14 protein-coding genes are annotated in these 18,428 nt (G+C 65.2%); 3 read left to right on the forward strand and 11 right to left on the reverse strand.

Annotated features, from left to right (window positions below):
- Positions 1-145: 145 nt before the first annotated feature.
- The 5 genes from PBR20603_RS12615 to grpE form a co-directional block, all read right to left on the reverse strand.
- On the reverse strand, positions 146-2,068 hold the full coding sequence (locus PBR20603_RS12615) for a chorismate-binding protein (protein WP_174977905.1): 1,923 nt from the start codon (positions 2,066-2,068) through the stop codon (positions 146-148).
- A 4-nt stretch (positions 2,069-2,072) separates the two neighbouring features.
- A complete protein-coding gene (gene dnaJ, locus PBR20603_RS12620) occupies positions 2,073-3,218 on the reverse strand; it encodes a molecular chaperone DnaJ (protein WP_150559859.1) in 1,146 nt (381 codons plus the stop codon).
- A 127-nt stretch (positions 3,219-3,345) separates the two neighbouring features.
- Positions 3,346-5,271: a molecular chaperone DnaK gene (dnaK, locus tag PBR20603_RS12625; protein WP_150559860.1), complete on the reverse strand. Its 1,926-nt coding sequence runs from the start codon at positions 5,269-5,271 to the stop codon at positions 3,346-3,348.
- Between the two features lie 96 nt (positions 5,272-5,367).
- Positions 5,368-5,796, reverse strand: a complete 429-nt coding sequence (locus PBR20603_RS12630) for a thioredoxin family protein (RefSeq protein WP_246174609.1) — start codon at positions 5,794-5,796, stop codon at positions 5,368-5,370.
- A gap of 139 nt (positions 5,797-5,935) precedes the next feature.
- Positions 5,936-6,481 (reverse strand): nucleotide exchange factor GrpE, encoded by a 546-nt coding sequence (grpE, locus tag PBR20603_RS12635; protein ID WP_150559861.1) that lies wholly within the window; start codon positions 6,479-6,481, stop codon positions 5,936-5,938.
- 300 nt (positions 6,482-6,781) lie between these two features.
- Here grpE and PBR20603_RS12640 point away from each other — a divergent pair, with 300 nt between their 5' ends.
- Positions 6,782-6,970 (forward strand): hypothetical protein, encoded by a 189-nt coding sequence (locus PBR20603_RS12640; protein WP_425495811.1) that lies wholly within the window; start codon positions 6,782-6,784, stop codon positions 6,968-6,970.
- A gap of 194 nt (positions 6,971-7,164) precedes the next feature.
- On the opposite strand, the gene PBR20603_RS12645 is transcribed toward PBR20603_RS12640, so the two are convergent.
- The 5 genes from PBR20603_RS12645 to hrcA all read right to left on the reverse strand — a co-directional run bounded on the left by PBR20603_RS12645 (position 7,165) and on the right by hrcA (position 12,620).
- Positions 7,165-7,566: an RNA-binding S4 domain-containing protein gene (locus PBR20603_RS12645; protein ID WP_150559862.1), complete on the reverse strand. Its 402-nt coding sequence runs from the start codon at positions 7,564-7,566 to the stop codon at positions 7,165-7,167.
- The gene (hemH, locus tag PBR20603_RS12650) at positions 7,563-8,744 is read right to left on the reverse strand and encodes a ferrochelatase (protein ID WP_150559863.1); all 1,182 of its coding nucleotides are present in this window, start codon (positions 8,742-8,744) and stop codon (positions 7,563-7,565) included. The genes PBR20603_RS12645 and hemH overlap by 4 nt, the downstream gene beginning before the upstream one ends.
- A gap of 109 nt (positions 8,745-8,853) precedes the next feature.
- On the reverse strand, positions 8,854-9,375 hold the full coding sequence (locus tag PBR20603_RS24145) for a hypothetical protein (protein ID WP_174977892.1): 522 nt from the start codon (positions 9,373-9,375) through the stop codon (positions 8,854-8,856).
- A 19-nt stretch (positions 9,376-9,394) separates the two neighbouring features.
- Positions 9,395-11,332: a DUF6600 domain-containing protein gene (locus PBR20603_RS24150; protein WP_174977893.1), complete on the reverse strand. Its 1,938-nt coding sequence runs from the start codon at positions 11,330-11,332 to the stop codon at positions 9,395-9,397.
- A gap of 259 nt (positions 11,333-11,591) precedes the next feature.
- Positions 11,592-12,620 (reverse strand): heat-inducible transcriptional repressor HrcA, encoded by a 1,029-nt coding sequence (hrcA, locus tag PBR20603_RS12655; RefSeq protein ID WP_150559864.1) that lies wholly within the window; start codon positions 12,618-12,620, stop codon positions 11,592-11,594.
- Positions 12,621-12,737: 117 nt separating this feature from the next.
- On the opposite strand from hrcA, the gene PBR20603_RS12660 reads away from it, so the two are divergent.
- Both PBR20603_RS12660 and recN read left to right on the forward strand, forming a co-directional pair.
- Positions 12,738-13,646: an NAD kinase gene (locus tag PBR20603_RS12660; RefSeq protein ID WP_150559865.1), complete on the forward strand. Its 909-nt coding sequence runs from the start codon at positions 12,738-12,740 to the stop codon at positions 13,644-13,646.
- A 23-nt stretch (positions 13,647-13,669) separates the two neighbouring features.
- A complete protein-coding gene (recN, locus tag PBR20603_RS12665; RefSeq protein WP_150559866.1) occupies positions 13,670-15,334 on the forward strand; it encodes a DNA repair protein RecN in 1,665 nt (554 codons plus the stop codon).
- A 133-nt stretch (positions 15,335-15,467) separates the two neighbouring features.
- On the opposite strand, the gene glnE is transcribed toward recN, so the two are convergent.
- A complete protein-coding gene (glnE, locus tag PBR20603_RS12670; RefSeq protein WP_150559867.1) occupies positions 15,468-18,341 on the reverse strand; it encodes a bifunctional [glutamate--ammonia ligase]-adenylyl-L-tyrosine phosphorylase/[glutamate--ammonia-ligase] adenylyltransferase in 2,874 nt (957 codons plus the stop codon).
- Positions 18,342-18,428 lie beyond the last annotated feature (87 nt).

Genomic DNA, 18,428 nt, shown 5'->3' on the forward strand with positions numbered 1-18,428 from the left:
GATACCCCGCAGTCCGCGGGGCACGAAGGAGATTTATTGAGAATTTTCCCAACTGATTGATGAGCGATCTCATCCACAAACCACATTGCGTGGTTTGCCGCCGGGCGGCGCGACTGGCACTCGCGCACGGCTCGAATCCATTGCCTCAGGCGGCAGCCAAGCTCGCAGGCAGTGCGCCGCGCAGTGCGTTACACACCACGATGGCTTGCGCACTCAGAACATCCTCGCGCGTGAGTACGGCTTCCACCGCGGCCCACGCCGGATCGGCCAGCATCACGCCGCGCATCACCCCCGGCAACACGCCAGACGACAACGGGGGTGTCATCCAGATACCGTTGCGCTTGACGAACACATTGCTGCGTCCGCCTTCAGTCAACTCGCCCCGTTCATTGAAGAACAGCATGTCGAAGGCGCCCTGCGCTTGCGCAGCCCGCCAGGCGGCGTCGTAGCGTTCGCGCACGGTGGTCTTGTGCCGCAGGAACATGTCTGAGGCACGCGTGGCGTTCGTCTCCTGCGCAAGCAGCACCGTCACCGTTTTGCCTGGCAGCGGCGCCAGCACCGCATGCGTCGTGACGGCCGTGCCGTCGTGTGAGAGCGCCAGACGTACCCGGTAGATAGTGTCTTCGGCGAGCGTGGCGACAACGGCGTCGAGTTGTGCGCGTAACGCCGCACCATCGAAACGGAAACCGAAGTACGTCGCCGATGCCGCGAGACGCGCCAAATGCCGCTCGACATGCGCCACGCCGCCGTCTCGCGTTGCCTGCATCGTCTCGAAGAGTTCGAAGCCCGGATCGAGCGCGCTCAGAAAACGCGCCTTGAGCCGGCACTCTTCGCGTTCCTCGTGCGCTTTGCTGTCGAGCACGATCCCCGCACCCACGCCGAGTCTCCCGCGCCGCAAGCCGCTGGCATCCGGCGCTTCGAGTTCCAGCGTTCGAATCGCGACAGACAGGCAGAAGTCACCGAGGGCTTGCGGGTCGTCTTCGCGTGCATCGAGCCAGCCGATTGCGCCGGTGTACAGCCCGCGCGGCGACGCTTCGAGTTCGCCGATCAGTTGCATCGTGCGATGCTTCGGCGCGCCAGTGATCGATCCGCAGGGATACAGCGCGCGCAGGACGTCGGCAAACGACGTCGCCTGCGGCAGCGTGGCCGTCACCGTCGACGTCATCTGCAATACGCTCGCGAAGCGCGTCACCTCGAAGAGCTTCGGCACCTTGACCGAACCCGACGTTGCGATGCGCCCCAGATCGTTGCGCAGCAAATCGACGATCATGAGATTCTCGGCGCGATTCTTCTCGTCGGCGGCCAGCGCTGCGCTGCGCTTGGCATCCTCCGACGCGTCGCCGCAAGCGGGCGCCGTGCCCTTCATGGGTCGCGCTTCGATCTGGCCGCGCGAATGACGCAGGAACAGTTCGGGCGAGAGCGAGAGGACAGCTCGACCCGCCACGCCCTGCGAGCCGGGCAACACAACGAGCGCGCCGTAAGGCACCGGCTGACGTGCGCGCAGTCTACGGTACAGCGCCACAGGCGAGCCGAACGCTTCGAAATTCAGACGGTACGTGTAGTTGATCTGGTAGCACTCGCCTCGCGCGAGCCACTCGTGGATGCGGGCAATAGCGTCGTCGAAGGCGGCGTCGCCGACGTCGCTTTGCAGCGCCGCAACCCCCGCCACGCTGGGCGGGCGAATCTCGTCGCTGTCGCCAATGGCTGGCGCGGCAGCCACGCCGTCGCTGCCATACGTCGCTTCCTGATGCGAGAGCCACGCCTGTGTCTGCGTAGCGTCGAGCCGCTGCAATTCACGGAACAACAGCGCGCGAAACTGTCCCGGTGCGCGGCGCGCCGCCAGTGTCTGCACGCCGCCCAGACGCACACCGAATTCGTAGTCGGCCAGCAACACGGCGTGCAGCCCCTGACGCGTGGCATCTTCCACTTCGCGAAGCGCGTCGGAAAGCACACCGGGCTCGCCGCAAGTCACCTCGCGTACGAGCCCGGTATACAGACGCGCCCCACCGGCCGGATCCGCGCTGTCGTCCAACAGCGCGAACGCGGCCAAAGGCGCTTCACTTTGCATGAAATTACTCGAAGAACTGTTTCACGCGATCGAACCAGCCCTTCGACTGCGGGCTGTGGCGAGCACCGCCCGCCTTGAGCGAAGTGTCGAAGTCGCGCAGCATCTGCTTCTGCTTGTCGTCGAGCTTGACCGGCGTTTCCACCTGCACATGCACGTACAGATCGCCCGGATAGCTCGCGCGCAAGCCCTTGATGCCCTTGCCGCGAAGGCGGAACGTTTTGCCCGTCTGCGTGCCTTCCGGCACTTCGAAGGTGGCCTTGCCGTGCAGCGTCGGCGCGTCGATGTCGCCGCCGAGGGCCGCCGTTGCAAACGAAATCGGCATCTGGCAATGCAGGTCGTCGCCATCGCGCTCGAACACGTTGTGCGCCTTGATGTGGATTTCCACATACAGGTCGCCCGCCGGACCGCCGTTCACACCCGGCTCGCCGTTGCCGGACGAACGGATGCGCATGCCGTCTTCGATACCCGCCGGGATCTTGATCTCCAGCGTCTTGGTCTTCTTGATCTTGCCCGAGCCGTGGCAGTTCGTGCAGGGCTCGGGAATGTACGAGCCAGTCCCGTGGCACTTCGGGCAGGTCTGCTGAATGCTGAAGAAGCCCTGCGACATGCGCACCGAACCCGAACCGTTACAGGTCGGGCAGGTCTCGGGCTTCGTGCCCGGCTTCGCGCCGTTGCCGTGGCAGACCTCGCATTCTTCCCAGCTCGGCACACGAATCTGCGTGTCGAAACCGTTCGCCGCCTGCTCGAGCGTGATCTCCATGTTGTAGCGCAGATCCGCGCCGCGATACACCTGCGGGCCAGCCCGGCCACCGCGGCCGCCGCTGGGGCCGCCCTGACCGAAGATGTCTCCGAAGATGTCTCCGAACGCGTCTGCGAAGCCGCCGAAGCCCTGACCGCCCGCACCGCCGAAGCCGCCCATATTCGGGTCGACGCCCGCGTGACCGTACTGGTCATACGCAGCGCGCTTCTCCGGCTCGGAGAGCATCTCGTAGGCCTCTTTGACCTCCTTGAACTTCTCTTCGGCGTCCTTGCTGTCCGGATTGCGGTCCGGATGGTACTTCATCGCCAGCTTGCGATACGCCTTCTTGATTTCGTCGTCGGTGGCGTTCTTGGCGACGCCAAGGACTTCGTAGTAATCACGTTTGGCCATAAGTCTTTCCAATGTTGGCGCATGTCGCCATCAGGCAAAAAGCCGGGTCGAGATTCCCTTCGCAGAGAACTTCGATACCCGGCCTACACGCAGCGCACATCGGTGTGCGCCGCGCGCCATGCACACCTTACTTCTTGTCGTTGACTTCCTTCACTTCCGCATCAACAACGTTATCGTCATGCGGCTTGCCTTGCTCGGCACCTGCGGCACCCGCAGCACCGGCTTGCGCCTGCATGTCGGCGTACATTTTCTCGCCGAGCTTCTGGCTGGCCGTGCCCAGCGCTTCGACCTTGGCATCGATATCTGCCTTGTCCGAACCACGCAGTGCGCCTTCCAGTGCCGTGATGGCCGACTCGATCGCTTCCTTCTCCGAAGCCTCGATCTTGTCGCCGTACTCAGTCAGCGCCTTGCGAGTGCTGTGAACCAGCGCGTCGCCCTGGTTACGGGAGTCGGCCAGCTCGCGTGCCTTCTTGTCTTCCTCGGCGTTGAGCTCGGCATCCTTCACCATTTGCTCGATCTCGGCATCCGACAGGCCCGAGTTCGCCTTGATGACGATCTTGTTTTCCTTGCCCGTCGCCTTGTCCTTCGCGCCCACGTGCAGAATACCGTTGGCGTCGATGTCGAAGGTCACTTCGATCTGCGGCGTGCCACGTGCAGCGGGCGGAATGCCCTCGAGGTTGAACTCGCCCAGCGACTTGTTGCCGGCGGCCATCTCGCGCTCACCCTGATACACCTTGATCGTCACGGCCGGCTGATTGTCGTCCGCCGTCGAGAACACTTGCGAGTGCTTCGTCGGGATCGTGGTGTTCTTCGTGATCATCTTCGTCATCACGCCGCCCAGCGTTTCGATACCGAGCGAGAGCGGGGTCACGTCGAGCAGCAGCACGTCCTTACGGTCGCCGGACAGCACCGAGCCCTGAATCGAGGCACCTGCGGCCACGGCTTCATCCGGGTTCACGTCCTTGCGCGGCTCCTTGCCGAAGAACTCCTTGACCTTGTCCTGCACCTTCGGCATGCGGGTCATACCGCCGACCAGAATCACGTCGTCGATGTCGCTCACCTTCACGCCGGCATCCTTGATCGCCAGGCGGCAAGGCTCGATCGTGCGTTCGATCAGTTCCTCGACCAGCGCTTCGAGCTTGGCGCGCGTAATCTTCAGGTTCAAGTGCTTCGGACCCGAGGCATCGGCCGTGATGTACGGCAGGTTGATTTCGGTCTGCTGGCTCGACGACAGTTCGATCTTGGCCTTTTCAGCCGCTTCCTTCAGGCGTTGCAGCGCCAGCACGTCCTTCGACAGATCGACGCCCTGTTCCTTCTTGAACTCGCCGATGATGTAGTCGATGATGCGTTGGTCGAAGTCTTCGCCGCCCAGGAACGTGTCGCCGTTGGTCGACAACACTTCGAACTGGTGCTCGCCGTCCACGTCCGCGATTTCGATGATCGAGATGTCGAACGTGCCGCCACCCAGGTCATACACCGCGATCTTGCGGTCGCCGCCTTCCTTCTTGTCCAGACCGAAAGCCAGTGCGGCTGCGGTCGGCTCGTTGATGATGCGCTTGACTTCCAGACCGGCGATACGGCCTGCGTCCTTGGTAGCCTGACGCTGGCTGTCGTTGAAGTAGGCCGGCACCGTGATCACGGCTTCGGTCACCGGCTCGCCCAGGTAGTCCTCGGCGGTCTTCTTCATCTTGCGCAGCACTTCGGCGGAAATCTGCGGCGGGGCCAGCTTCTGGTCACGCACTTCCACCCAGGCATCGCCATTCTCGGCCTTGACGATCTTGTACGGCATCAGGCCGATGTCCTTCTGCACTTCCTTTTCTTCGAAGCGGCGGCCGATCAGGCGCTTGACGGCGTACAGGGTGTTCTTCGGGTTGGTCACCGCCTGACGCTTGGCCGGTGCGCCGACCAGAATTTCGCCATCGTCCATATAGGCGATGATCGACGGCGTGGTGCGGGCACCTTCCGCGTTTTCGATGATCTTGACCTGATTGCCTTCCATGACGGCCACGCACGAGTTCGTGGTGCCCAAGTCAATACCGATAATTTTTCCCATTTGAATTTCTCCTAGCGTCCTTTGCGTCTTTCCGTCGGGCCTGTGGCCCATTCAATTCATTGATCTGCACGAGATATGGGTGCAGCCCGGTACATTTCAAGACCCTTCCTGCTGTCCGGTTTTGCCCCCCGCCGCCGCGATTTTCTCGCGGGCGGCGGCCACCGCCAGCCGGAACTGGGGCAAGCCCTGCCAGCCGGTTGCCCGGCCCAGCTTCCTGCCTTCGTGGAAGAAGAAAAACGTCGGCACCCCGTGTAACGCGAAGCGCTTGCCCAGCGCCATGTCGGCGTACACGTTGGCATGGAACCAGCACAACCCCAAGGCCTCGATGGCCTCGCGCTGCGCGAGCATGGTCTTCTTGGCGGCTTCGCAGTTAAAACAGTCGACGCCCCAGAAAAACACCACCGCCAGCGCGTCGCCTGCACGACGCAGCCCTTCGTCGAACGTTCCAGTCGTCAGCTCGTGCATCGAAAACACCTCGAATGCCGTGCCGTCGACGCCTGTCATGCCCGGAAGATCACTTGCCATCATCGCGCATCCTTGCGGTTGCCCGGCCGCTTCCGTCGATACTGACGTCGGCGGCCTGCCATGCCTTGCGCGCCACCCGACTGCCTGCCAATCATCAGGTCAGAAGGCCAGGGCTTGCCATGATGTCATGGCCGCGGGGTCACTTGCCTGCTGCGACGGTCACGAGGGCCGGACGCAGCACGCGGTCGGCGATCAGATAACCCTTTTGCAGCACTGATACAACGGTATTCGGCTCTTGTTCAGCCGGCACCATAGAGATCGCCTGATGCTGATGCGGATCAAACTTTGCGCCGGCCGGGTCGATGACCGTCACCTTGCTGCGCTCGAGCGCGGAGACGAGTTGGCGCAGGGTCAGGGCGACGCCTTCCTGCAGCTTGGCTACGTCGCCGCTCTGGTCGGCTGCCGCGGCTTCCAGACTGTCGATCACCGGCAGCAGGTTCTCCGCGAAGCTCTCCACCGCGAATTTGCGGGCCTTTGCCACTTCATCTTCCGCACGGCGGCGGACGTTCTCCATCTCGGCGCGAGCGCGCAGCGCGTCGTCGCGCAGGCTGGCCGCTTCGGCCTGGGCGGCCAGAAGCTGCGCCTCGACCGAGGGCAGCGCGTCGTTCGCGAGCGCAGCGTCGTTCGGGGCCGCTTCGGCCTGGGACGGAATCGGCTGGTCGGGGGTGTTTTGCTGTTCAGTCATGAGCTTGAGTCGTCAAAAGGTTCTTGCGGCGCACCACAACGATGCACCACCGGTTCAAATCCCTTTGGATAGTAGGGGCGTTCACACCGATTTCAAGAGCTGGCGGGCATTCTGTGCGCCATGCCGGTGCGCGCGGCGTGCCGGTAAATATCCGGTTACACGCGTTACGAGTCCTCTATTGTATCGGCCGTTGCTGCGACCTAACATGAATTACGGTCCAGTTGATGGATGTGCCGTGCTGGACCCGGCCGCTCGCCGGACGTCCCCCCGTTCGGCGTAGTGTTCTTTCAGGAGCGCATCATGAAGCTGCCACTGGCTGTTGTCTTCATCCTTGCGTTGGTGACGACGGTAACGATTACGATCTGCTTGTCCGGCGCAGTCACGCGGCGCGATACCGAATACGGTAGCGTGCGGGCCGTGCTGCATCACTATGTCGAAATGCCGGGCATGCCGGCGCGCTCGTCCAACACCGGAATCCCTTCGCGCTGATCGTCCGGGCACGCGCGACGCGGTGCCGTCGTGTGTGAAGCCGTTTTTCCCGGTCCTTTCCGCCTTGCGCGGGACAACTGAACTCCGCTCCACTTCAACGTCCGCCGCTGCGCACTTCGCCAGCGGCGGCGTTCATTCAGGCGTAGAAAACGCCGCCGGCAGGCATCCGGGGCATCATCACGTTCGGGGCAGGGCTACTCGCCGACCCCGCCGAGACGCCGCCGATCCCGTTTGGTCGGGCGCCCGTGCAGCTGCGCCGCAGGCTCCTGAAACAGACGTCGGCGCTCACTTTCGTCAGCACGCGCACGGATACTCGCTTGCGTCTCCTCATATAACGACTGCGCGACGGGTGCCGAGCCCCGGACTTCGGCGATCGCCTTCACTCGCACTTCCCAGCGCGTGCTGCCATTGTCCACCGTGACAATGTCACCCGGACGGACGTCACGGGCCGGTTTGACGCGGGCCTCATTGCAGAGCACGCGGCCACGGTCGACCGCTTGCGTGGCGAGCGAACGCGTCTTGAAGAAACGTGCGGCCCACAGCCATTTGTCAATGCGCGTGGCGGCCTGCGGAGAATCGTCGACCTTGACCGTCACGTGCTCGCTCCCGGCTGGCCCTGCGCGGCTGCGGCAGCCGCAGCCGCAGCACTGGCTTCATCGAACGCGGCCATGGCCGCGACTTGCCGCTGACGAGTCGAGGCAACCGCCGCAGGCGACGCCTGAGCCGTCCCCTCCGGCGAAAGCACGGGCCACCCTTGCAAATGACGCGCCGCGATCTCGCCAAGCGCCGTAATCCAGGCGCTCGCGCCATTCAGGCAAGGGATGAAGTGGAACGCCTTGCCGCCCGCAGACAGGTACGCGTGACGGCCTTCCATGTTGATTTCTTCCAGGGTTTCGAGACAGTCGGAGGTGAAGCCGGGGCAGAACACGTCGACACGCGGCGTACCGCCTCGGCCCAGTTCCTCAAGCGTCGGCGCCGTGTACGGCTGAAGCCATTCCGCCTTGCCAAAACGCGACTGGAACGTCAGACGGCAGGTGGTCTCGTCGAGACCGAGCGCGGCGGCCAGCAGACGCGCCGTCTTTACGCACTGATCGTGATACGGATCGCCCAGATCGAGCGTGCGGCGAGGCACTCCGTGAAAACTCAGCAACAACCGCTCGCCCGCCGCAAAGTCCGGCCGGCCATGCTGCTGCCAATAGCCCTCGACCTGCTGACGCAGCGCCTCGATATAGGCGGGGTGATCGTGATAGTCACGCACGGTGCGCACATCGGGCTGATTGCGCAACCGGCCGAGCACCCGGAAGACAGCGTCGCTGGCCGTGGCCGTCGTGCTGCTCGAATATTGCGGATACAGCGGCAGCACGAGAATGCGTTCCACGCCATTTTGCCGCAGCGCGCGAATGCGCTCCGGAATCGACGGATTGCCGTAGCGCATGGCGTAATCGACGACCACGTCGTAATCGTTCGCATGCAGCAAGGCGCGCAACGCGTTTGTCTGATGCTCGGTGTTCACTTTGAGCGGAGAGCCTTCGCGGGTCCAGACCGTCGCATATTTCTGCGCGGACTGACGCGAGCGCAACGGCAGAATCACCAGCCGCAGCAACGGTTGCCACACCAGCGGGGGAATTTCCACAACGCGAGGGTCCGACAGGAACTCGCGCAGATAGCGACGCACGGCCGCGGGACGCGGCTCGTCAGGCGTGCCAAGGTTGATCAGCAGAACGGCAGTCTTGCCGGACTGGCCATGCGAAATAGGTTCGGGATCGAAGCGCATGGACCGTACTTTACCGCAAACCCGGCCCAAATCCGGAGGGCGCGGGCTGCGCCCCCGGCCCGGCCCTCCGTCAGCTTAAGGCGACGGAGGGTGCAGGAACCATCGACGCTCAGCCGTGCGGATGCTCGTCTTCTTTCGACGGACGATGGGCTGCGCTCGCATGCTCTGCCTCGTGCGACGGCGCACGTGCGCCTTCCGGCTTGTTTTCACGCGGCGCGGGTTGCGGGTGCGGATGCTCCTGAGGTTGCGCATGGGGCGCCGCCTGCTGACGTTCCGGCTGCGGCTGAGGCTTCGGGGCCGCTTGCGGCCGCTCGGCCTGCGGCTCCGGACGCGGCTGAGGGCGCTCCATCTGCGGTTGAGGCTGTGGACGCGGTGGCGCCTGGAACTGCGGCTGCGGTGCCTGCGGCTGTGCATGCGACTGCCACTGCTGCGGCCGACGGGCCGCTTCGGCCTCCTCCGGTTGAGCGCGCTGCGGTGCCGGTGCTGCGGGAGCATTTCGCGTTTCCGGCGACGGGCGGCGCATCTGCATGTCGCGTTGCGCCGCGTCGTGCCCGGGCTGCGGCACGGCCTGCAGCGCTTCGCCGCGTGCGGCGGGCTGCTCGGGCGCGTTCGTTCCCGGAGGATGGGGCACACCGGACGGTCCCGCTCGCTCACCACGCGCCACAGGTTGTTGGGCCTGCGGCGCAGCTTGCCCCGGACGATTCTGATAAGGGCCATGCCCCGCCACCCCCGCCACCCCCGGAACTCCCGGAACTCCCGGAACTCCCGGAACTCCCGGAACTCCCGGCACACCGGGTTCCCCCGCCACCCCCCGCCACCCCCGGACGCCCCGGGACACCCGGAACCCCTGGCTGGCCGGGCGCGCCCGGCGCACCATGCATCGGCGGGACGGCGCCAGTCGCCGGCAGCGCGCCGTGAGCAGGTGTTGCGCCAGTGGCGCCGGTCGCGCCGGTTGCGGGCCGTGCAGGCATCGCCCCAGTCGCCCCTATCGGTGCCCCCACCGGCCCATGCGTGCCGACGACCGTCACGCGCGGTTGCACACGCCCTTGCGCGTTCGGGCTCCCCGGCCTCGGGTTCTGGCCTTGTTGCGCGTTCTGACCGAACACCAACGGCGCACCGCCAGCATTCGGCACCGCGTGCAGATGGCTCGTCAACTCAGGCGACGGCATCGCACGGGCAACCGGCGCGCGCGTGGCGAGCACCTGCCGGTTGAACACGCCCGCCGGCGGCGCCCCCGCAGCGGGACGGCTGTTACCAAAAACGCTCTGCTGCACTGGCGCGACCCCGGGCGTATTGCCGACACGCCACGTCTGGCCGGCGCGCGGTGCGGCCAACGCCACCGGCGCGCCCACCGGACGGCCCTGCACAAACGATTGCGCAGGCATCGTCGACACGGCGCCGCGCACGTTACGGTTCACGTATACATTGTTGACGTTGATGTTCGTGATGTTGGTCGTCTGGATCACCGTCGACCGATTGATGTTGGTGACGTAGGACGGACTGGCGCGATAGGCGGGCCGATACGGATCGTGCGGTCCGAGCGCGAACCAGGCGAGTCCCACGCCGCCCGCGGCAAACGAGATGCCCCACTGATTCCCGCCGCTGCTGCCGCTCACCCAGCCGACCAGCGCCGGGGCGTACACCGGACGCACCGCCACCGGTCCCGGCACCCAGCACCAGCGCGCGTCGACATACGCCCAACGGCCGTAGTGATACGGCGCGAAGCCCCACGGCGCGTCGTCGACCCATGTCCAGCCCCACGGGTCCACCCAGACCCAATGGCCGGTGCGATACGGCGCCCAGCCCGAAGGCACGTTCGACGGCACCCACACCGCGCCGTAGCTCGGCGTTTCCTGCCACGCACCGTAGTCGTCCAGGCTCTCGAAGCCGGTCATGTCGCGCGGCACATAGCGTGCGGAGACGGAAGCGTCTTCGCGGGCGTCTCGCTGGCGCACCCACTGGTCGAAAGCATCGGCCACGAGCGGGCCGCTCGGCTGCTGCGTCAGGTTCTGCCCGACGAACGCCACGCGCTGCCCTTGTTGCAGCGGCACCGAGGCGCCCTGCCCGTAGACGGTGGCCGCACCGCGCCAGACGCTCACGGTCGTCACCCCGTTCGGATCGACGTCGACACGATACTCACCGGCCTGTTGAGGGACGAACGCCAGATTCGGCGTATCGATCTCGTACGGCTGATTCGGATCGTAGGTTCGCAGGCGCAGGCCGACCGTGCCCTGCGTTACGTTCAGTTGCACATTCTGGTCGGTCACGGCCGAGAGCGCCACGCTCGTGGACGCGCCCATGCGAACCGCCGTACCGCCCACGTGCATCTCGGCACGGCCGTTACGGTCGACCCAGACGGCGTCGCCAGTGGTCAGCGGCCGGTTGCGGTCGGCGTAGCGCCAGTCGCTGGTGCCAGCGGGAGCGTATGTGACAGTGCCGTCGAATTCGCTCAGACGGGCCACCCGGCCCGGGGGATCGGCGCTCTGCGCCTGCGCCAGCGCAGGGATACCCGCCGCGCCAACGGCCCCGAGCACGAGCCCGACGCCGAGATAACGGACCATCGTCCGCCAGGAAATCAGGGATTTCATAGATACTCCGGGCCCTTCCGGCTCGTGCGCCAAGCGTTGCTTTGATCGCGTTGCCGTGTTGTTCTGTCCGAATCCTTTGGCGAGCGCGATGTTCGGGACTTCGCCATAAGTGACGCTTCGAGCGTAAGCCTGCCGAGTGTGACAGCGTGTAAAGGAATGCTACGGAGGTGTAACGTGAATCCGGCGTGAAGCGCGAATTCGGCGAGAATCCGGCGCGAATCCCGCGTGAAGCCCGCGCGATGCGGGCGCACGTCTGTGGTCAGTGCTGGCTGAGCGCGTTGGAGAGCAGCTTGGCTGTGATATCGACGATCGGGATCACCCGCTCGTAAGCCATGCGCGTCGGGCCGATCACGCCCAGCGTGCCGACGACTTCGCCGTCGACTTCGTACGGTGCCGTGACGACCGTCATCTCTTCGATCGGCACGAGGCTCGACTCGCCCCCGATGAAGATCTGCACGCCCTGCGCGCGGCTCGACACGTCGAGCAGTTGCAGCAGGCCTGTCTTGGACTCGAACACGTCGAACAGCCTGCGCAGCCGTTCCATGTTCGACGACAGGTCCTCCACGCCCAGCAGATTGCGCTCACCCGAGATCAGCACGCTCTCACGGGTGGTGTCGGCCATGGCGTCGCTGCCGGCCTGGACGGCAGCCTGCATCAAGGCGCTCATGTCGGAGCGCAGCGCATCGAGTTCTCCCCGCAGGTAAGCGCGCACGTCGTCGAAGCTCTGTCCGCCGAAGTGGGCGTTCAGATAATTCGCCGCTTCGACCAACTGCGCCGGGGAATAGTCCTTTTCCGTCAGGATGATGCGGTTCTGCACGTCGCCGTCGGGTGTCACGATGATGAGCAGCACGCGCTTGTCCGACAGGCGCAGGAATTCGATTTGGCGGAAGATCTGGCTGCGGCGCGGCGTGAGCACCACGCCCGCGAACTGGGAGAGATTCGAGAGCACCTGCGCCGCCGAGGCGACCAATTGCTGCGGGCCCGCCGGCTGCAACCGGGTCTGAACGTGCGACGCGAGTTGATGCGCCGCCTCTTCAAGAGGCCGCACCGACAGCATGGTATCGACGAACAGGCGGTAGGCACGCGGCGTAGGCACCCGTCCGGCAGAAGTGTGCGGGCTGGACACGAAGCCGAGCGCTTCGAGGTCGGCCATCACATTACGGATCGTCGCCGAGGACAGGTCGAGCCCCGAGTAACGGGAAAGCGTGCGCGATCCGACCGGTTGGCCATCCGCGATGTACCGTTCGATCAGGGTTTTGAGGAGAGCTTGCGCACGTTGATCTAGCATGGCAAAAATTGTAACGCGAAATGTACGTACGCGGCGTGCGGCAAACCCCGAGGCAAGAACCGCACCACGCGGCGCATGCCGATGGTTGCTGTCATCGACTTATGGTGTAATGGCGGCATGAAAACAGGGAGCCCTTTCAAGACCGTAGCGCTCGTCGGGAAATACCATGCCGACGGCGTTGCCGAGCCATTGCTCACGCTGGCGGCATGCATTGCCCAGCGCGGGCATCACGTCGTCTTCGAGCGAGACACGGCGCACAACATCGGCGAAGCCGCCAATCCTTACCGCACCCTCGACATCCAGGAAATCGCCACGCAGGTCGATGTGGCCGTGGTCGTCGGCGGCGACGGCACGATGCTGGGTGTTGGCCGTCAGCTTGCTGCGTCGAAGGTGCCGCTCATCGGCGTGAACCACGGACGCGTCGGTTTCATCACCGACATTCCCCTCGACGAGATGCGGCAGGTCGTGCCGGCCATGCTCGAAGGGCATTTCGAAGGCGAGCAGCGCACGCTGCTCGCGGCGCGCATCGAGCGCGACGGCCAGACGCTCTTCGAGACGCTCGCGTTCAACGACGTGGTCGTGAACCGCTCGGGCATCTCGGGCATGGTCGAGCTGCGTGTCGATGTCGACGGCCGCTTCATGTACAAGCAACGCTCGGACGGTCTGATCGTCGCCACGCCGACCGGCTCGACCGCCTACGCGCTCTCGGCCTCCGGCCCGATCCTGCACCCACGCCTTGGCGGCGTGGTGCTCGTGCCGATCGCCCCGCATGCGCTCTCGAACCGCCCGATCGTGCTGCCGGACTCGAGCGACATCGTCATCACGATTACCGGCGGTCGCGAAGTCGGCGCCAACTTCGACATGCAGTCGTTTGCCGAATTACGTCAGGGCGACCGGATTCTGGTGAGCCGCTCCGAACATCAGGTGACGTTCCTTCACCCGGTCGGCTACAACTACTACGCCACGCTGCGCCGCAAGCTGCACTGGAACGAGCATATCTCCGACGAAGATACGCCGCAGAACTGACCTCACGCCAGCCCCGATATCCCATGCTACGCAGTCTCTCGATTCGCGATTTCGTGATCGTCGATCGTCTCGACCTGGAATTCTCCGCCGGTTTCACCGTGTTCTCGGGGGAAACCGGCGCGGGCAAATCGATTCTGATCGACGCGCTGGCGCTGGCCATGGGCGAGCGTGGCGACACCAGCATGGTGCGCAACGGCCAGACGCGCGCCGACATTACCGCTGAGTTCGCCGCCGACGCCGAGGCCCGTCCCGACCTTGAAGCCTGGCTGCAAGCTCAGGCGCTCACGCTCGAAGAACACGGCGGCGTGCTGCTGCGCCGTGTGCTCGACTCGGGCGGACGCTCGCGCGCCTTCATCAACGGCACGCCCGCCACCCTCGCCCAGTTGCGCGAACTCGGCGAGATGCTCGTCGACATTCACGGACAACACGCCCATCAGCAACTGCTGCGTCCCGACGCGCAACGCCGTCTGCTCGACTCGCATGCCGGCGCCACTCAGCTCATGGCCGACACGGCAGCGGCGCACAAGGAATGGCGGCGTCTCGTCAAACGATGCGAGGAAGCCCACGGGCGCGATCGCGAGTTGCAACTGGAGCGCGAACGCCTCGAATGGCAGACGTCGGAACTCGACAAGCTCAATCCGCAGGAAGGGGAATGGGATGACGTGAGCGCCGAGCATCGCCGGCTCTCGCACGCCGCCAGCCTTATCAACGGCGTGCAGAGCGCGCTCGACACGCTGGCGGAAGCCGACGGCGCCATCGTCCCGTCGCTGGGCCATGTGGTGCATCAGATTCGCGAACTGGCCGAGATCGACGCGGGCCTCGCCGATACGCTCGCCGCGCTGGAGCCCGCCGAGATCCAGTTGCGCGAAGCGGTTCACTCGCTCACCCATTACGCACAGCGCGTCGATCTCGATCCGGAGCGCCTGGCAGTGGTCGAGCAACGGCTCGACGCACTGCATTCGGCAGCGCGCAAGTTCCGCGTCGCCCCCGACCAATTGCCTGCCGAGCATGCCGAACGACGCGCACAGCTTGAAGAGCTGACCGCCTCGCAGGACACGGCCGCCATGCAGGCGGCCGCCGACGCTGCACATGCAACCTATCTCAAGCTGGCAAAGGAATTGTCGAAAGCACGCGCCAAAGCGGCGGCGTCGCTTTCGCGCGAAGTCACGCGCGCCATGCAGGATCTCTCGATGCCGGGCGGACGCTTCGACGTCGCGCTGAGTCCGACGCCCGAACCGCAATCGTTCGGCCTGGAGACCGTGGAGTTTCTCGTCGCCGGCCATCCAGGCGTGCCAACGCGGCCGTTGGCCAAAGTCGCGTCGGGCGGCGAACTGGCGCGCATCAGCCTCGCCTTGCAGGTGATCGCCAGCAGCGCGAGCCTCACGCCGACGCTGATTTTCGACGAAGTGGATTCCGGTATTGGCGGCGCCGTGGCCGAAGTGGTCGGCCGCCTGCTGCGCGAACTGGGTCAGGGACGGCAGGTGCTGTGCGTCACCCATTTGCCGCAAGTGGCCGCCCTCGGTCATCAGCATCTGCGCGTGAAGAAGCGCAGCGATGGCGATACGACGATGAGTGAAATCGAGCCGCTCGGCCGCACGGAACGCGTCGAGGAGATTGCGCGGATGCTCGGCGGCGTCGAGATTACGGCAACGACGCGCAAGCACGCGCGGGAGATGCTCGCACTCTGAGTGCGTTCATGACGCGCGCAGCCCGCATCGCACGCAGCGCCATCACCGGCCCACGGACTCACGGACTTACGGACCCACGGGCGGCGAATCATCGACCGCCCGCGTCCGCCATCCGCCGGGATATATCAGCCCCTCAGACCGTTCCTGCGTCTGCGAACACCGAATCCCACAGCGCCATGACGGCCTCGCGTTCGGCCTCGACGTCAGCCGCCGGCACGCGCGCCGCTTCCACCCCATCGAGCCGCAACTTGTGCTGACGCTTGCGATACGTCCGATAAGCCGCGGCCGCATCGCCGGCAAGCTTCGCGTCGATCAATCCGAGCTGGGCCGCTTCGCGAAGTAGCGCGATATTGCCCGCATTGCGCAGTAGCGACGCGTGCGCGCTTGAATACAGCAGCACCAGATACTGCACGGTGAACTCGATGTCGACCATGCCGCCACGGTCGTGCTTCAGGTCGAAGAGCTTGCTGGGGTTCGGATGCCCCTCCAGCACCTTGCGTCGCATCGCCACGATTTCCTGTGCGAGCGGCAGCGCCTGACGCGGCGTGGCGAGCACCTGCGCACGAATGTTCTCGAACATCGCGCCAATAGTCTCGTCGCCGGCGCAAAACCGCGCCCGCGTAAGCGCCTGATGCTCCCAGACCCATGCGGTATTCGCGTTGCCTTCGCGGAACTGATACTGACGGAAGCTCTCGATGTTCGTCACCAGCAGCCCCGACAAGCCGTTGGGCCGCAACCGAAGATCGACGTCGAAGAGCATGCCCGCGCCCGTGTGCGTGGTAAGCCACGTCACGAACCGGCGGGCGAGCGCGGCGTAGGCGTCGGGCGCGCGGTCGTCGTCATCGTCGTAAAGGAAGATCAGGTCGAGGTCGGACGCATAGCCCAGTTCCTTGCCACCGAGCTTGCCGTAAGCGATGACGGAGAACTGCGGCACCTCGCGGTGACGTGTCGCCACGTGCGGCCAGACGGTCGAAATCGTCACGTCGACAATGATGTCGGCCAGTTCCGAGAGGCGGTCGCCAATCGCTTCGACCGACAGCGCGCCCTGCAAATCGAGCAACAGAATGCGGAACACCTCGGCGTGATGCGCACGCCGCAGAATGTCCATCTGCACTTCGACGTTGCCTGCCGCACCGGCCGAGTTCAGGCTCAATAACAGTTGCGTCTTGAACGACGGCCAGTCGAACGGCGCGGCGAGCGCTTCGTCGTCGAGCAGTTCATCGAGCAATTGCGGATGGCTGATCAGATAGCCGGCCGCCCAACGCGAGCCGGCCAGCACCTTGACGACGCGCTCCAGCGCACGCGGATACTCCGTGAGGAGCGCCAGATAGGAACTGCGGCGACTGATGGCCGAGAGCAGATCGAGCATGCGCGCGAGCACGGCATCGGCTTCGCCTGTGCCTGCGGCGCCTTCCACGGCGCGCTGCACGAGTTGATCGAAGCGCCGCCGGCTGGTCTCGCCCAGCGCCTTGTAGCGTGACGATGTCCACACGGCCCGCAGACGGTCGAGCGCCCCTTCGGCGTCCGCGAAACCGAGACGCGTGAGTTGATTGCCGAGATCGCCCGTCTGCGCCTCGTCGGCCAGGCATTCACTCCACAACTCGGGCGGGCATTCGCACTCGCCCGTGCCGGACGCCCCGCGCTTCCCACCCTTCTGTGCATTGCCGCCCGCCTTGTCGGCGAAGATCTCGTCGAACTGTGCCGCCACGAATTCGCGATGCTCGTCGAGCTCGGTCATGAAGCTGGCTTCGTCCGGGAAGCCCATCGCGCGCGCAACCGCTAGGCGATCGTCGCCGGGACCGGGGAGAATATGCGTCTGCGCGTCGTCCAGATACTGAATGCGGTGTTCGAGCTTGCGCAGGAAGACGTAGGCATTCGCCAGTTCGTCGGCGACGCTCTGCGCGAGCCAGCCGCGTCGCGCCGCGACGCCGAGTACGGCAAGCGTTGGCCGCACGCGCAGTTCCGGCTCTTGACCGCCCCGGATCAATTGAAACACCTGCGCCGAGAATTCGACCTCACGAATGCCGCCACGCCCGAGCTTGATATCGTTGATGCGAGCGGGCTTGGCCCGTGCGCGGCGCTCCGCCTCGTGACGAATCTGCTCGTGCAGCGCCCGAATGGCGCCGATCACACCGTAATCCAGATAGCGCCGGAAAACGAACGGCTGGACGAGCGCGCTCAGCAGACGCTCGATGCGCTTGCCGGGCTCGCTTGCCAGCTCGGAGACGAGACGCCCCTTGATCCACGCATAGCGCTCCCACTCGCGCCCCTGCACGTAGAAATACTCTTCGAGCATCGGCAGGCTGCACACGAGCGGCCCCGAATCGCCGTTGGGGCGCAGGCGCATGTCCACGCGAAACACATAGCCGTCCGGCGTGAGTTCGGAAATCAAGCCGATCAGCTTGCGGCCGAGCTTGGTGAAGAATTCGTGGTTCGACAGCAGCCGCAGGCGGTTCGCGGCGGCCGGGTCGGCATCGTCGGGCGCCGATGTGTCACCGTCGTCTTCATACAGAAAGATCAGGTCGATGTCCGACGAGACATTCAGCTCACGCCCGCCGAGTTTGCCCATGCCGACCACGCCGAGCGTCTGGTGCTCGCCTTCGGCATTGCGCGGCACGCCGTGGATGGCTTCCAGTTCGCGCGAGAGCACGGCGATGCCCGCCTGCACGGCGAACTCGGCCAACGCCGTCATGGCTTCGGTGACCTCGGACAACTCGGCGCGGCCGTCCAGATCGCGCTGCATCACGGCGCACAGCGCCTCGATGCGCAAGACCCGCAATGCCCGCGCGAGGCCCGCCTCGTCAATGCCCGACACCCCGGAGGGCTGCTCGGGCGGAGAGAGCACGGTACCGGTGATGGCTTCGAAGCGACGGGCGAGCCAGCGCGCGTCCACGGGATGCTCCGCGAGCGCGGGCAACGCCTCGGCGAGCGCAGGGCGGCTCGCCAGCATACGCGCCGCATAGCGCGAGTAAGACGGAATTTCGATCGGGTTTTCGGGTGAACTCACTGGCGGGGTTCCGGTCAGCAATGAGAATGAAGAGACTTTCGCATGCTTACCGATGCGCGATCAAACGCCGGATCACATGTCTATTTC

This window comes from Pandoraea bronchicola (assembly GCF_902459805.1).
In the GTDB taxonomy this organism is placed as follows: domain Bacteria; phylum Pseudomonadota; class Gammaproteobacteria; order Burkholderiales; family Burkholderiaceae; genus Pandoraea; species Pandoraea bronchicola.